Genomic DNA, 15,455 nt, shown 5'->3' with positions numbered 1-15,455 from the left:
GGTCAGTTTGCGCGATTTAAGTTAGAATTCGACCTCAATTGAGCCATTGGCCTCATATTCCTGCGCTTAGCGGGTGCGAACGACATTAGAGACTTTATGAACAAGAAACAAAAGATCATCAAAAAAATTGCGAAACGTGCTAAAGCTAGACTGAATAAAGTCGATCCAGCCACCATTGGCGCACCCGCAAAATCTGGCTATATCTCTAAGGCTGAACGCGCCAAGATCGCAGCACTTGCTGCGGCTGCAGAAATAGAATCAGCAGCAAGTGAGCCACAAGAGGCAACAACTGAGCAATAATATTGTTTAATGAAAACAAACTTATGCGCTAATAAGACCAATATGTAATGCCACACCAGACTGTGGCATTTTTATTTTAAATAGTCAGTTATTAGGGCCTGTTGACGTTTCAGGGTTATTTTTGCAGCAATGTGGCTGGCTTTTATGCAAGGCAAAGTCCGTGCAGTGTAGTTATTCTACATAAACGGACGATAACGCGGCAGAAAAGCCAGCCAAATGCTGCCCGAAGGGTTCGTCTGGCAAGCCCTTGCTCTTTGTCACTCGTCATTTGAGTAGAATAACTACACATCATTCCTCGTTTCGCGAGCACGTGCTTGCCAGAACGAACAAAATCTAATCTCGAAACGTCAACACGCCCTAGTCACTACATACATTAACGCTTAGCATTATCCTGTTGCTCTATAAAGGGTATAACAGGCTCCATTTCTTGCTCTTCCGTCAATTGTGCCATCTGCGTGCAGGAAGATGAAAGTGGGCTAGTTGCACTCGGTAGATTCTGTGCCACCTCATTCGTCATCAATTCGTCCACATCGGCTGCTAAGCCAGCAACACCATGTCCGGTCGATGTCAACGCGACCTTATCAACTAAACGATAGGCAACCCAAACCCCTAAAACACCAAACAGAATTGAGCCTATGACTTGGCCAATAAGTACCCCATAAACCCCGCCCCACTGCGCGCCCATATACACAAAGGGAACGGTACCTAAAGTCGCCTTGCCCACATTAAATAAGGTGGAATATTTGGCCTTACCCAAATTATTAAAGGAGGCGTTTGCGACAAATAAAATCCCAGAGAAGATAAAAAACACCGCAATATAGCTGCAGAAAAATTCAATAAGCGCCGCACTATCGCCCTTCATATCAAACAAACTGACGATCTGCGCTTTAAGTAAAAACAAAAGTAACGACATCACCACCACATACAAGGTACAAAATTGAATCGCCTTCGTTAAACTTTCGCGCACCCGGTCGAATCGTCCAGCTCCAAAGTTTTGCCCAACAATAGGCCCAATAGCGCCGGATAAGGCAAAAATCATCCCAAAAGTGACAGGCACTAACCTGCCGAGTACCGCCCAACCCGCAACATAAGCATCACCAAAATCCGCAATTGCCCGGGTCACAAACGCATTCCCAATTGGTGTGGCAATGTTGGTCAGTATGGCTGGTCCTGCAATCGCGAAAATCGGTTTAAGATCGGCTTTAAAATAGTGAAGATTAAACCTGCCAAGGAGTTGATGTTTGACCACAACACCCCGACCCGCGATGATAAATACCGCAATACGAGCCAATACTGATGCCAGTGCAGCCCCTTCAATCCCCATCGCAAACAGGAAAATAAAAATAGGATCAAGCACGGCATTCACGCCGCCCCCCGCTAAGGTCGACATCATCGAAAGTTTTGCATCTCCCACGGCACGCAGCGCACCGCCAAGGGCCATCGCAAGGCAAATAAAAGGCAGTGAAGGTACCAAAATATACAGATAACTCTCTGCAAGCTCGGCAGTATGACCGCTGGCCCCCACAAGCGTGACTAACTCAGGAATAAAAGTCGTGACCACAATGCTGACCAACACACTAATGATCGTGGTCACCACCGCACTGTTAAGTAATAGGCGTTTCGCTAATTCGATATCCTTAGCGCCGATAGAGCGAGACACCAAGGCCCCGAGCGCAATGGAGAGACCTATGCCAATTGATGTGGTAAAAAATGAAATACTGCCCGCATAACCTACAGCCGCGGCTAATTCATGTTCGCCCAATAAGCTTAAGAAAAATATATCCAGTAAATCGACTACAAATAACGCAGAAATCCCCACCGCAGCGGTTGAACTCATCACGAGAATATGGCGAAGAATTGAACCTTCAACAAACTTAGCTTGGGTCATGGGGTTGTTTTACCTTATTAATTGCAAAAGCAAAGGCCAACACTGAATTGTTGGCCTTTGCTTTTATAGTCATCTATGGGTATTTAGGTCAAGCACTAAAGCAGCTTATGCCGCAATTGGGCTCATCTTCGTTTGGTGGTAACGCAGACGACTGATTGACAATGCAATTAACGCAAGCAGCGTTAACGACCCCATCACCACCCCTTGCCATTCGGCTTTATGCCAAAATAGCATCAAGTAAGGTCCGCCCAAAGCGGCGCCTAAGTAATAGCAACACAGATACAGCGAGGTGGCCTTGGCGCGATCGCGGCTTGCGCGCATCGCCACAAAAGAGTTGCAACAACTGTGGGTTAAGAAGAATCCACATGCCGTCATCAAAAAGCCCATGCAAATGGTGGCTGTGGTATCAAACAGGGTCAATAAACTGCCCAACAGCATCAAACACCAAGACCATTGATATAACTTGTGCTGACCAAATTTTGCCAGCCACTTGGCAGTAAAATAGGAGGCCACAGTACCACTGGAGTAACACAAAAAAATCAAGGTCGCTTGAAAGCGGCTCCACTCGTAGGGCGCCGCCATCAAATGCAGTTGAATAAAGCTAAATTGATTCACCATCATCATAAAAGTGATCCCACCGATGGCATAGGCTAACCGCATTTGTGGATCGGTTAGATGGTGACTAAACCCGTAAAAATCTTGAAGTAACCGAGCCCGTTTTGAGACTGAAGGCGCCAAGGTTTGCCCGCCAGATATCGCCTTAGCATCCGCGCCAGATGGCAATAAAAAACTGGTCAAGGCAACACCTGCTAGGGTCACTAAAAACAGCAGCCACATGGACTCCTGCCAAGATAAAAACTGCGACATCAACCCGCCCAGCAGACGCCCAACAATCCCGCCGATACTATTGGCCATAATGTAAATCCCCGCGGCTTTGAGCATAGTGCTTGGCGAGAGTTGCTCCTTAAAATAAGCCATGGCAATGGCAGGCACCGCAGCGAGCAATACGCCTTGTAAAAAACGCACATACACAAGCGCATTAAAGTCCCCAGCCCAAATCAGCAGCAGGTTCGACAATGCCAATAACCAAAGACTCACCACAATCGGCGTATGCCGGCCAATTCTGTCGGACACAACCGCATAAATTAACAGCGAAAACGCCAATGAAAAACTGGTCACAGAGAGAATGAGCGTAGCCTGCGAGCCAGGCACAGAAAAATGCTCGGCGATCAGCGGTAACATGCCCTGCATCAAATACAGATTGATATATACCACCACGGAAGCCACACACAGGGCCCACATCAGTCGGGTATCACGTTGTTTATTGTCGATAATAGTGTCTAACACGGCTTGCACTTTTAGCCTCGATAACGCCTCACTCTAAGAATAGACAAAGGTTAGCACTGGGCATAACATAACAATAATAGATAATTTATATCGACATTATTGATTTTTGTTATGATAAATTTTTATAACTGACATGGTTATCGCAAATTGTCGCGCGTAAGCGTGCATCACAAGCAAAAGGCTCACACCATGGATATACGCCAACTTAAACACTTAGATGCACTTGCAAATACTGGCAGTTTTACCGCCGCGGCCAAGAAGCTCAATATGGCGCAGCCTGCCCTGAGCCAAAGTATTAAACGGCTTGAGCAGTCGCTTGGCGTCACCCTGATCAACCGCACCAGTAATAAGAATGACAAGCACCTCGCGCTCACCGCCGAAGGCTTAGTGCTGCACCAGCATGCCACGTTGATCCTAAAACAAATCAAGCAGGCGGAAGCACAAATCCGTGCCATGGCGAATCTCACTTCGGGGGAAGTGCGGATTGCGGTGCCGGGTATGTTGGGCTCTTTTTATCTACCTTCACGCCTTATGGCGTTTCGCCATCAATATCCCGAGTTAAAGCTGTCACTATTCGAAGGCGGTACCCGTGACGCACTGCGGATGTTACAACAGGAAGAAGTGGATATTGCTATCATTACTGCCCAAGATCTGCAGAGTGATTTTGATAGCCAATTACTGATCCGTGAGCAGATGGTGATCGCCATGGGTGCCGAGCATCCACTTGCCGAGCATTCTGCCGTGAGTTTAAACGACTTCTTTGACCATGAACTGGTAATGTTCAAAACCGGCTATTTTCACCGCGAGTGGATCCTCTCTCAGGCAAAAGACTTGGGTAAAAAGCCCAATATTGCCTTTGAGACCAATCTGATTAACTTGATCAAACAGATTGTGTCGCAGGGATTTGGTATCACCAGCGTGCTCGAAATGGCCATCAGTCCAAAAGACGATATTCTCGCAAAACCCTTTGATCCGCCAGTGTTTTTAAACCTGCATATCGCCTGGAAAAAACAGCGCCCCGTCAGCCAAGCCGACCGCGCCTTTGTGGAATTTTTAATGAAAAATCGATAATAAACAGGCAATAAAAAGGGCCGATTGCTCGGCCCTTTTTATGACTCACCTAACGCTTAAGGTGGAATCATTTTACTCATAGCAAATTAACGCAGTTTACGGCGACCAAAAGCAAATGGCAGCAGTAATAAACTTAACCAGCCTAAAGCACCACCGTCATCCTTCTTCGGCGGAGTATCGGTAATAGAGACAGATACTAAGCTCGAATCGCTGTTGCCGTGGTTATCGGATACCGTCAGTTGGAATGACACGGTTTGTGCCGCGCCACTCACACTTGGCGCCACTAAGTTTAATTTGGCCGCTGCGGGGTCAAAATTAAAGCTTGCGCCACCTAACTGAGTCCACTTGTAGGTCAGCGGATCATTATTCGCATCCGATGATTTACTGGCATCGATAAACAACGGCTTACCTTCTTGTACTGACGTTGGCGCTTCAACCTTGGCCACAGGCGCCACTTCTGCAACATCAAACTGATAGCGCTGAGTCAAGGTTTCTGACGACGCATTGTTGACCTTGTTCGACAGGCTTAACTCATTATCAACACCCGCCTTACGTGGAACCAGCTCAAAACTGATGTCTTTCGCTTCAGCGCCCGATGGCATCTCGATCGTCCAAGTGATCTTATTGCCATCTTGCTTACCGTCATGGCTGATGTTAGCCACTTCATGGCCTTCAGGCAGCATAGCTTCTAAGTTATACACGCGTGTTACTTGGGTTTTATTGGCTTCGATACGGGTTTTCATCATCTTAGCCACGCCCGGTGTTAACTGACCGCTCAGCGTATTGCCCAGAGGCGACAGCACATCATCACCTACACGTTCAAAGACGACGGGGAGCTTCACTGGTGCTACTTTGTCATCGCCAGTGGTGAGGGTCAGCATAGCTAAACCTTCATCACCGACTTTAAGCGCATCCTTCCACGTCAGCTTAACGTCAAAGTCATTGGTATCGCCAGAAAGCGTCGCCGTGAGGTTATCCTCAGCCGTGTCATAGAGGGTCAATTGTTTTAAACCAAACACGTCATCGGCCGTCGCTGATGAAGCGCTGTAGTTTTGCACAATCACATAGTAAGTGCCTTTAACAGGATTATTGAGTAAGACACTTTCCTCTGAACCATCTCTGGCTGATGAGGCCACTCGAGCAAGTTTGCTGCCATCGTTTTTATCGAGTAGCACATACATATCAAGATCGGGCGATGTGGTGTAACTAATTGAGGTACGGAAATACAGAGCATTTTCATTAACGTCAAACTTAAACACTTTGACGCCATCATCAAGATCATCTGTATATGAAGCATTATTCGAGTCTTGCTTCACGCTTGACTCAATGGTTTGGCTCAGCTTGAGGCCCGTCACTTCGGCACCAACGCTAGCAAAATCCACCGCCTTCAAGCCTTCAAGAGTGATCTCATCCGCATTACGAGTCGCTTGAATGCTTACCAAGTTTGGCAGGTTACGCTTACCAATCTTAGCCGCAATCGGCATAGTCGCCGTAGGGAAGTTAGCTGACTCGAGCACTAAGTTGCCAAAGCCCCAATCTGCACCCACTTGCGTTACATCGGCGGTGACAGTAATGATTTGGCTCGCACCTTTTTTCAGGGTAAAGCTTTCAGGCGATACCGTTAGTGCCAGCTTATCGGTCACCGCTTGGCCCTTCGCCGTCCAGCTACCATCTTGGGTTGCGGTTACGGTACGGGTCCAAGTACAGGTATTGACACAACGAGAATCAGCCATACTAGGCACGTTGAGCTTACGAGGATCGCCGTTCAATAAGGGATTTGCAATTTCATAGTTCAGTGCGCTTTCATCCATCACTAAACCCGCTTTAGCTGCTAAATCCACACGAATACGGCCAGCACCCACGTCGAACGGATCGGCAACGGTTTTAGCATCGGCTTTTTTCATCGCCTGAGCGGTCGTTGCAGTCAGCATTAATGCGGAGCGGATATTGTCCGGCGTCCAATCTTTATGCAGCGACTTTAACAGCGCGCCAGCACCCGCAACATGGGGGCTTGCCATGGAGGTACCCGACATTAAAGTAAAGTCGGCAGGATTAGTGCCCGACTCATCATGACCAAATTGTTGGTCAGAATAAGCGGCGTAAATATCCGAACCAGGAGCAGCCACCGAAGGCACAATAACATCATTGGTCGCATTTGGGCCAATCAGCGAGCCAGCAGATAACACATCGGCCTCACGGCTAATCGCTTGCGGTGTCGGGGTTAAAGTTAACTCTACAGCAGGATTGGCGGCCATGGCCTCGATTAAGGCAACGCCATCGGTATTACCAATAAATACCGCTGGTATATTTAATGTCTCGAGCGAAGCCATTTTTAAACGATCATTGCCTTCGCCATCTCGGTTATAGACGATCACCGCTTTAGCACCCGCAGCTAATGCACCCGATACTTTAGTTGTAAAATCGCATGTTCCCCGTTTAATGACCGCTATTTTGTCTTTAAAGGCATCGGCGGGGAAGACTTTACAACCTTCCACATTGGTCGCATCGACAGAGCCAGCAAACACTGGAAGTCCTTTAACCACTTCGGTTTGCACAGGGCCAGAGCCAGGGGTGAATTCAAATGTCTTACCATTAAATTCCAGCTCACGTACCACTTCACGATTGTGAGTCGAGTTAGCCACCGAGGTATACCATGGGGCATTTTTGGGAGTCGAATAAGGTGACTGGGTGATTGCGGCACTGGTTGCGGTTGCTGGGCGCGTATTCCCTGCTGCAACGGCAGCAAAAATACCCGCATTACGCGCCGCTAAAAAACCCTGTTCAGTTGCACTATTCCATGGATTACCGCCACCACTGATGGAGAAGTTAATCACATCCACGCCATCTTTAATCGCATCATCTATGGCTTTCAGAATCGGTACAGTCGGGCAACCTGAATACTTGTCACCCGCATCCCCAGGTCTACAGATTTGATATGCAATAATGTTTGCATGGGGAGCCACACCAGAGATTTGCGCAAACTTTAAGCCAGTTGCGATACCATCACCTTCTAGCTTACCAACCTCTCCATCAACATAAGGCACATCAAGCAAGATATTCCCTGCCGCGGTGCTGGCCACATGCGAGCCATGACCACCGTAGTCTTCACCATTTTTAGCGGGAGGCGTCGCACCAAAAATCTTTTCGTCGTCATAGATATCGGTGATTTCAGGGTAACTACGCACACCAATCAGCTTATCGTTACACATGCTGGCAAAATCGGTTTTACAATCACCAATATAAATCCCTTGGCCTAAGGGGTTTGTATGGTCATAACCATCCCCGCCAATATCGGCAAACGAGGCATGATCAGAGTTAATCCCCGAGTCGATGATCGCCACAACCACGCCCTCACCCATTGCCTTGGTACCAGTAGCACTACCGTCCCACACCTTTGGGGAGCCGATCAGTGCCTGACTCACATCGGTTTCAAGCTGCTCAATACGCTCACGCTCGATATAAATCACCTCAGGTAGTTCAGCCATTTTTATCGCTTGCGCCTGCGTCATACGCACAGCGATACCATTGAGTGCATATTGGTAGGTGGTTAATGGCTCTAGCTGTGTACCAATCGCTGCGCTGGCACTCGTCAAAAAGCGCTCTTGCTTAACCTTAAGGAAACTAACGTAGTTTTTCACCTCAGGAGCCGCGGCGTTAAGTTTAACATTGCCAGTCTTTCCAGTGCCTTTTGCCTGTGAGGTCGACTTTACATGTTGTGGGCTAGTTGCTTTGAAGCCAGGAATCTCCCCTTGATAATTCGCGACAGCACTGTCACGTAAGCGAACAATATAAGTATGCTCACCTTCGGCAAATTCTGGTTCAGGAATAAATTTTACATCTTGGTTATTAACTGCGGTTAATCTGCCTCGAGTTGAGTCATTTGATAATTCGGCTGGAATATCTAACTGTATTGTTTCACCCGTTGGAGATAATACTGTCTGTGCATTTGCTGCAGATGACAACAGTGCCATAGACACTGCTAGTGCAATTTTTGTTTTCATTGTCGCTTCCTTCGCTATATCGATTTATTTCTATAAAGTTCAATTTTTAATATTTATTCAGTACAGGAATCGATTAAATTTCTGTTACCAATAGAACTTCAGCTCAGCGTTTTAACACGGAGTGATACATATTGAAACACCTTATTAACGGAACAATTACCCATAAAAACAGTTAATAAGCATGCCATACTCAATAAAAAATCGATTTTTAAAACATAAGCGAATGGTAAACTGTTTACTTAAACAAAAGGAATTTTAGCAACTACTTAAAAATAAAAGACAAGTTATCTATCGCCATTAAGTAGCATAGAGAATCAAGAGAGAATTAACGGTTACGCATTCTGATTAAAAGATAAGAAAACAACTTAAATTTATAGATGAAATAATTTCAAATAGCTAAAAATTACATATGATAAACGCAATAAATAATCGCATTATGCCATCAACGTTACCGAATACCTCTACACCAAACAAGATGAATGATATTAAGCTCGAGATAGGAAATAAAAAATAATCGCGATTTACCAAACAAAAAGCCCTTACGAAAAGGGCTTTTTGAAATAACGCATGCTTTACTGATTAATCATCACCGCCTTCATCAATACTTCAGTGGTGTATTTACCATTATTAATCACGGGGAAACGATCATAGGTCTGGAAAATCACCTTGTCCTGGTACTTGATCATAGCCACTACGCCATAATTAATTCGTTTATCGATTGATTGCGCGGGTAATAAGAACTTAAATGGCACAGGCGCTCGGGCGATATTAAAGCTTTTTTGAGCAATAATGGCCCCCGGAGTATTCAAATCGATAATGGCAATAGTAATTTCACTGCCTTGTGGCAAGATAATTTTCTCTAAATAACCCGCCGCACCATTGATGATAATGGGTGGTTCAGGTTGTACCGTTACGCAACCAGCCATCGTCAATGAGCTTAAACAGAATAGAATAAATATTTTTAATTTCAGTAACATATTAGCTTCCTTTTACCATACGGATCAGCCCCTCTTGGGTCGTCGATGCGACAAGCTCGCCCTGCTGATTAAAAAATTGTCCTCGGACATACCCACGCCCACCACTGGCATTTGGGCTATCGATACTATAGAGCAACCATTCTCCCATATTAATGGGTCGGTGGAACCACATCGCATGATCTATGGTTGCCATGCGGATGCCCGGGGTTAAAAACGACACGCCATGGGGCTGAGCCGCCGTGACTAAAAAATTAAAGTCGGAGGCATAGGCTAGTAAATATTCATGGATATGACTATCTGTTGGCATTGCACCATTCGCCCTTAACCACACATAGCGATATGGCTCAGTTTCTTTAGGTGCGAAGGGATGCAGAGGGTTGACTAAGCGCATCTCAATTGGCGCGTCTTCCATAAACTTTTCAAGGATCCTTGCTGGGACTTTATCCCTTAAGGTCATAGCCAACTCATTTTGATTTAATAAACCTTCAGGGCCAGGCACCTGCGGCATCTGTGCTTGATGTTCAAAACCCACCTCGGGTTCTTGGAAGGAACAGGTCATATGAAAAATCGGCCGTCCCTTTTGTATTGCACTCACCCGCCTAGCACTAAAGCTGCCTCCATCGCGCATATTTTCAACTTCATACACTATGGGTAACTTCTCATCTCCTGCGCGTAAAAAATAAGAGTGAAGCGAATGCACTTGGCGCTCAGCTGGTACGGTTTGCTTAGCCGCGCTCAAGGCCTGTCCCATGACTTGCCCACCAAACACATGCCCAAATCCTAGGTCTTGACTTTGACCGCGAAACAGCCCGATTTCGATTTGCTCAAGGGATAATAATGATAAGAGATCGTCTAATACTTGACTCATGGGATCCTACGGAAAATTAGCAATGAATACCCAAGGGTAACTCAGTTCGACTAGGGCTGACCAGTAGGGAGTCACTTGGCATGGTGTTTGTTAACGATTTAACAAAACGCACGCCGAACTACTCAATTTTTATATGATGCTCAAGAGCGCTCTGCTTTGACCAAGCCAACACTTTATCCTCACCACAGGAATGTAAATTAACCGGAAAGGCATTGTGAAGTTCTGACCAATATTTCACGAGTTTATCGGGCGTACATTGTCCCTCACTAAAGTAGATAGACTGAAACTCAGCGAATCTGCCGTGGCTGACACTGCCAGCGCCCGCCAATAAATGCTGACCATTAGGGGCCTTTGGACTCACTAAAAACGCCACGGTCGCAGTCAGCGTATCAAAGCAAAATAGCGGTTGAATCGCAGGAGCTAAATGCTTTCGAGTCATAGCCGTTAATGCCTGAGGGCATAAGCTATTGATATAAATGTTATATTGCTCGCCCTCTATCGATAGGCTGTTTACCATTCCCACTAAAGCCATCTTGGCGGCACTGAATGCGACTTGGTGTAAATCACCAAAGAGTGCCGAAACCCCCGTTGTCATCAAAATGCGGCCATAACCCTGTGCTTTCATCGCTGGCCATATTGCTTGAGTCAGATAAAAACTGCCATTAACATCAACGTCAAACTGCCGCTGCCACTCAGCTTGTTGAATATGCTCAAAAGGACGAGCACCATAAACACCGGCATTATTGATTAATATATCCACGCCCTGCCAACATTGAAGCAAGCTATTCACCATAGTCTGAACATCCATCTGTTGACTGACATCCACCTCAAAGCAAAGGCACTCGGCCCCGAGTTTTAAAATCGTCTCATGGGTTTGGCGCAATTCATCATTGCTATCGTCAGCATCTGGGTGTTTTTGGCGTTTAGAGGACACCTTAGGTTGGTCGACAAGCACCACTTTGGCGCCCCGCTCTGCCAACATAATGGCATAGGCTCTCCCAAGCCCTGCGCCAGCTCCGGTGATCAACGCCACTTGGTTATCGAAACGCATCCTATCGAATCCTTATCATTGACATAAAGGTGACGTGCTCATTCTCCGGCAGCTAAGCCCGATGACTTGCCTTACACTCAAGGCTCAATCAGCGTTAAGTTACTGGCTTTACCAATGACATACGGGTAAACGGCATAAACTATAAAAGCACAGACAATGTGGATTTTCTTTGACATTGGCGGCAAATCTTTTCCCTAACCGCGAAACATCTGTGCGCCAATTCAAACTCTATTACATGCGTGTATTAGATAGTACTCACTTTAGGGTAATTTCTTGTTATGCTATGGCGCTGTTCACTACTCATTCCTTTTTAGATAACGACTAGACATCATGAATCCTTGGATTTTAGCCATCAGACCTCGCACCTTACCCGCGGCAATCGGTCCCCTGTTAATTGGTAATATTCTGGCGCTGCACCTTGAGCGTTTCAGTTGGTTAATTGCCGTGACATCGATGTTGTGCGCGATTTTATTGCAGATCGCTGTCAACCTCGCCAATGACTATTTTGATTTTAAAAATGGTATCGATACTGCCGAACGTATTGGCCCAGTTCGCGTGACGCAAAGCGGGATGATCCCAGCCTATAAAGTACGTAATGCGATGATCTTCTGCTTATTACTCGCGTTAACAGTAGGTTCCTATTTAATTTGGCACGGTGGTTGGCCAATAGCGATTTTAGCGGCGGCGGCGATTTTAGGCGCCCTCGGCTACAGCGGCGGTCCTTATCCTTTAGCCTCACACGGGCTAGGCGAAGTTGCCGCCTTTGTGTTTTTTGGCTTAGTGGCTGTGGTCGGCAGTTATTATTTGCAGGCAGGTGATACTAATTTGAATGCGTGGCTACTTGGCTGTGCGATTGGCTTATTTAACGCCGCCATTATGTTAGTTAACAACACCCGCGATATTCGCACCGACACCCAAGCGGGCAAACATACGCTCGCGGTGAGGATTGGCGAAGCACAGGCCAAAGTCTTGTATCAAGCCTTAATTTACTTACCCTTTGGTTTAGTGATCGCGGGATTCTTACTGGGCATTCTGCCTGGATTACCGGTATTGTTGGCGGGTTTATCTCTGCTTATCGCCCGTAAACTCAGTAGCGATTTCTATGCTGTATCGGGTGAGGCGCTTAATCCACTATTGGGACGCACAGCAAAACTTACTATGATTTTCAGTACCCTATTCAGTGTGGGACTGGTGTTTACCGCTTAAGCTGGAATACCAACATCTCAGAGTTGTCCCCATTACTGAGTAAGAGCCAGCCACCAATTAGCTAGGTTAAAATACAAAAAGGTTCGTCATGATGCGCCAAACGCACAACATGATGAACCTTTTGCTTTTAGGGACAAATTAAGACCAGAGATAAGCCGAGATTGCCGTGTTAAATAACACGCCACTAAATTGATGCGTGGCTTTTGGCGTCTGTAAATGCGCCGCCCCAAAACACACATGTAAAGGAATTAAATGCTCTTCCCTTGGGTGACTAAAACGCGCCTCTGGCGCCGATTGCCAATCGATTAATTGTGCCTTGGCGTGGTTATCGCCTGATGTCACTACATCGGTTAACCAAGTATCAAACCCTTGGCTGCGAGGCAACACCTTAGGATCGCCGGAGAAAAACGCGCGCATATTGTGAAACGACATGCCAGACCCCACAATTAGCACCCCTTGGGTACGTAATGATGCCAATGCTTCACCGATAGCAATATGGGCACTCGGATCCAGATGCTGCACTAAGGACATTTGCACCACAGGAATGTTGGCCTCAGGATACATCAACTTAAGTGGCACAAAGGTGCCGTGATCGAAGGCGCGTTGATTATCCAACCGTACCTCAATGCCGCTTGCCTTAAGTAAACTGGCAATGGTTTCCGCAAGCTGCGGCTCACCGGGTGCAGGATAAGAAAGCGTATAAGCCTCAGGGGGAAAACCATAGTAATCGAACAGCATACCAGGATGAGAATGGCTCGACACTGTCACCTGCGCCTCTTCCCAGTGGGCAGTAACTAATACAATCGCCTTGGGCGTGGGAATAGTCTCTGCCACCTTGGATAAATATGACCGTAATTCCCGATGATTTGCATCATTGAGTAATGGTAAAGGCCCGCCACCATGGGGAACAAACAGCACTGGCATTTGAGCCGAGTTCGCGTACGTCATAGTAAATGTCTCTTGATTAAACCGTGAGTTGTCACTTGTAAATTAAAACTTGTCTGCGCGGTGGCCAAAATCAGAAAACCGCTTTTATGTCCACCAGCTGACGTTGAAAACGCACTAATCTATCGACGGTTTCATCTAACTTGATGATTAAAAAAAGCAAGGCAGATAATAACAATGCGGGTAGCGCGTTAAGGGTAGCTTCAAAATTAAAGTGGTAATAAATGGCTCCCATCATCACCGACAGTAATGCTGTTGCCGACAGGACTCGAGATTCACGCCAGCCAATGCCAATGGCACCCAGCACTTCAATCACACCGATAAAATAGCCAAAACCCGTTGGTAAATTCATCACGCTAAAGGGCGCATGGAAAAACGGCACGCTGAGTAACTTACCCATGCCCGAGAATAAAAACACTATGCTCATGGCGAGCGTTACCAAAGCCGCCGCACGATTTAAGGTATTGGCACAGACAAAGAGTTTTTCAGGGTCGGTCTCTGCCGAGGTTTTGTTTTCACTTTTGGCAAAACATAATTGATTGATAGACATAACGACCTCATTGCTCATCACTTTTAGACCTAATTCCGTATAAACTCTTGCTAAACAGTACTCTAAACGCAAAGTAGTGGGCTCATATTTTGTGCCCACTACTGTAATATGGCGAGATTATGCGCCCACAAAAAATAAATAAATATGGAATAATATCTAACATCTTCTAAAATAATTATTTATTTGTTTAAGGGTATTGCCATGACCTTAGAACAACTGCTGATGTTCAATACCGTCGCCCTCGCTGGCTCGCTAAAGGCCGCCAGTGACAAACTCCATAAGACCCAGCCGGCGATCAGTCAGAGCATTAAACAATTGGAATCCCAGCTAGATGTAGTGCTGTTCGACCGCCAAGGTTATCGGTTAGCACTGACCCAAGAGGGACGAAAACTATTGCAATACGCCCAGCGCGTACTGAATGAAGCGCAGGAAATGCGCCAAGTGGCCAAGCATTTAGCCAAAGGTAACGAGGCCAGTATCACCTTAGCCTTTGAGGCATCCTTTAATCTTGCTCGAATCTTGCCGATGTTAGAGCGCACACAAAATGAGTTTCCACATACACAAATTATTCTTAAACAAGAGTATTTAACCGGGGCACTTGAAGCCCTAAATCAAGGCAAAGCCGATATTGCGATTTCAGCTGGCGGTATTGAGCTGCTTCGCTCAAGCCATTATGAGCTTGGTTATTTATTTTCAGGGAGTTTATTGGATGTTGCTTCCCCCCGTTTACTGAGCCGTTATCCCCACCTAAGTCATGTAAGGCAATTGGTGAACGAGTACCAAATTGTGATCCAAGATACTGGCACTGGCACCGCCAATATCGAATTTGGGGTGCAAGCTGGGCAGCGCCGTTGGTATGTGAATGATTTTTATACGAAGAAAATGCTTATTCAAGGAGGGATGGGATGGGGAAAACTTCCCCATTATATGGTCGAAGAAGCCATCGCAGAAGGAAGCTTACAACAGCTTGAACTACAAGAAAGACAAAACCTGATCCAACTTGATTACTATGTGATGCGGCCGCCCCACTCGCCACTAGGCCCTGTGGCACAGGCGCTATGGGACAATTTAGTGCAACTAGCCGTTAAGCCAAGCTAATAATTGACCTCTTTTGATATCACACTATCTGTATATGTAATCTGAATATGACATTCGTTAATCAGTCATATTTTGAAGGCTGGCTGCCTTGATAGAAGCTAACAGTTCAGCCTAAAGGAGCACTTAAATAAATGCGCGTGACACTCTGATGCA

12 protein-coding genes are annotated in these 15,455 nt (G+C 46.3%); 4 read left to right on the top strand and 8 right to left on the bottom strand.

Features of this window, described 5'->3' with window-relative positions:
* Positions 1-96: 96 nt before the first annotated feature.
* Positions 97-300, top strand: a complete 204-nt coding sequence (locus tag HG547_RS01760; protein ID WP_037425629.1) for a DUF2986 domain-containing protein — start codon at positions 97-99, stop codon at positions 298-300.
* A 373-nt stretch (positions 301-673) separates the two neighbouring features.
* Here the strand turns inward: HG547_RS01760 and HG547_RS01755 are convergent, their stop codons facing one another.
* Positions 674-2,188 carry an MATE family efflux transporter gene (locus HG547_RS01755; protein WP_169546758.1) on the bottom strand — a complete coding sequence of 505 codons (1,515 nt, stop codon included), beginning with the start codon at positions 2,186-2,188 and terminating at the stop codon, positions 674-676.
* 105 nt (positions 2,189-2,293) lie between these two features.
* Positions 2,294-3,544: an MFS transporter gene (locus HG547_RS01750; protein ID WP_169546756.1), complete on the bottom strand. Its 1,251-nt coding sequence runs from the start codon at positions 3,542-3,544 to the stop codon at positions 2,294-2,296.
* 180 nt (positions 3,545-3,724) lie between these two features.
* On the opposite strand from HG547_RS01750, the gene HG547_RS01745 reads away from it, so the two are divergent.
* Positions 3,725-4,606: a LysR family transcriptional regulator gene (locus HG547_RS01745; RefSeq protein ID WP_169546754.1), complete on the top strand. Its 882-nt coding sequence runs from the start codon at positions 3,725-3,727 to the stop codon at positions 4,604-4,606.
* 86 nt (positions 4,607-4,692) lie between these two features.
* On the opposite strand, the gene HG547_RS01740 is transcribed toward HG547_RS01745, so the two are convergent.
* The 4 genes from HG547_RS01740 to HG547_RS01725 form a co-directional block, all read right to left on the bottom strand.
* On the bottom strand, positions 4,693-8,607 hold the full coding sequence (locus tag HG547_RS01740) for a S8 family serine peptidase (protein WP_169546752.1): 3,915 nt from the start codon (positions 8,605-8,607) through the stop codon (positions 4,693-4,695).
* 572 nt (positions 8,608-9,179) lie between these two features.
* Entirely contained in the window at positions 9,180-9,584 is a 405-nt protein-coding gene (locus HG547_RS01735; RefSeq protein WP_037425639.1) for a YbaY family lipoprotein, read from the bottom strand.
* Position 9,585: 1 nt separating this feature from the next.
* Positions 9,586-10,452, bottom strand: coding sequence for an acyl-CoA thioesterase II (gene tesB / locus HG547_RS01730; protein WP_037417495.1), 867 nt, complete (start codon positions 10,450-10,452; stop codon positions 9,586-9,588).
* 118 nt (positions 10,453-10,570) lie between these two features.
* On the bottom strand, positions 10,571-11,503 hold the full coding sequence (locus tag HG547_RS01725; RefSeq protein WP_169546750.1) for an SDR family NAD(P)-dependent oxidoreductase: 933 nt from the start codon (positions 11,501-11,503) through the stop codon (positions 10,571-10,573).
* Between the two features lie 330 nt (positions 11,504-11,833).
* Between HG547_RS01725 and HG547_RS01720 the strand changes: the two genes are divergently transcribed.
* Complete coding sequence (locus HG547_RS01720) at positions 11,834-12,709, top strand: 1,4-dihydroxy-2-naphthoate polyprenyltransferase (RefSeq protein ID WP_037425645.1); 876 nt, start codon at positions 11,834-11,836, stop codon at positions 12,707-12,709.
* Between the two features lie 138 nt (positions 12,710-12,847).
* Here the strand turns inward: HG547_RS01720 and HG547_RS01715 are convergent, their stop codons facing one another.
* Positions 12,848-13,657 carry a class III extradiol ring-cleavage dioxygenase gene (locus HG547_RS01715; protein WP_169546748.1) on the bottom strand — a complete coding sequence of 270 codons (810 nt, stop codon included), beginning with the start codon at positions 13,655-13,657 and terminating at the stop codon, positions 12,848-12,850.
* A gap of 70 nt (positions 13,658-13,727) precedes the next feature.
* Entirely contained in the window at positions 13,728-14,204 is a 477-nt protein-coding gene (locus HG547_RS01710; RefSeq protein WP_169546745.1) for a DoxX family protein, read from the bottom strand.
* A gap of 201 nt (positions 14,205-14,405) precedes the next feature.
* On the opposite strand from HG547_RS01710, the gene HG547_RS01705 reads away from it, so the two are divergent.
* Positions 14,406-15,302: a LysR family transcriptional regulator gene (locus tag HG547_RS01705; protein ID WP_144375989.1), complete on the top strand. Its 897-nt coding sequence runs from the start codon at positions 14,406-14,408 to the stop codon at positions 15,300-15,302.
* Positions 15,303-15,455: the final 153 nt, after the last annotated feature.

Origin of the sequence: Shewanella sp. DNRA4 (genome assembly GCF_012843185.1) — a bacterium.
Taxonomy (GTDB): Bacteria; Pseudomonadota; Gammaproteobacteria; order Enterobacterales; family Shewanellaceae; genus Shewanella; species Shewanella xiamenensis.
The sequence above is the reverse complement of the archived record's forward strand: the minus strand, read 5'-3'. Positions and strand labels throughout refer to the sequence as shown.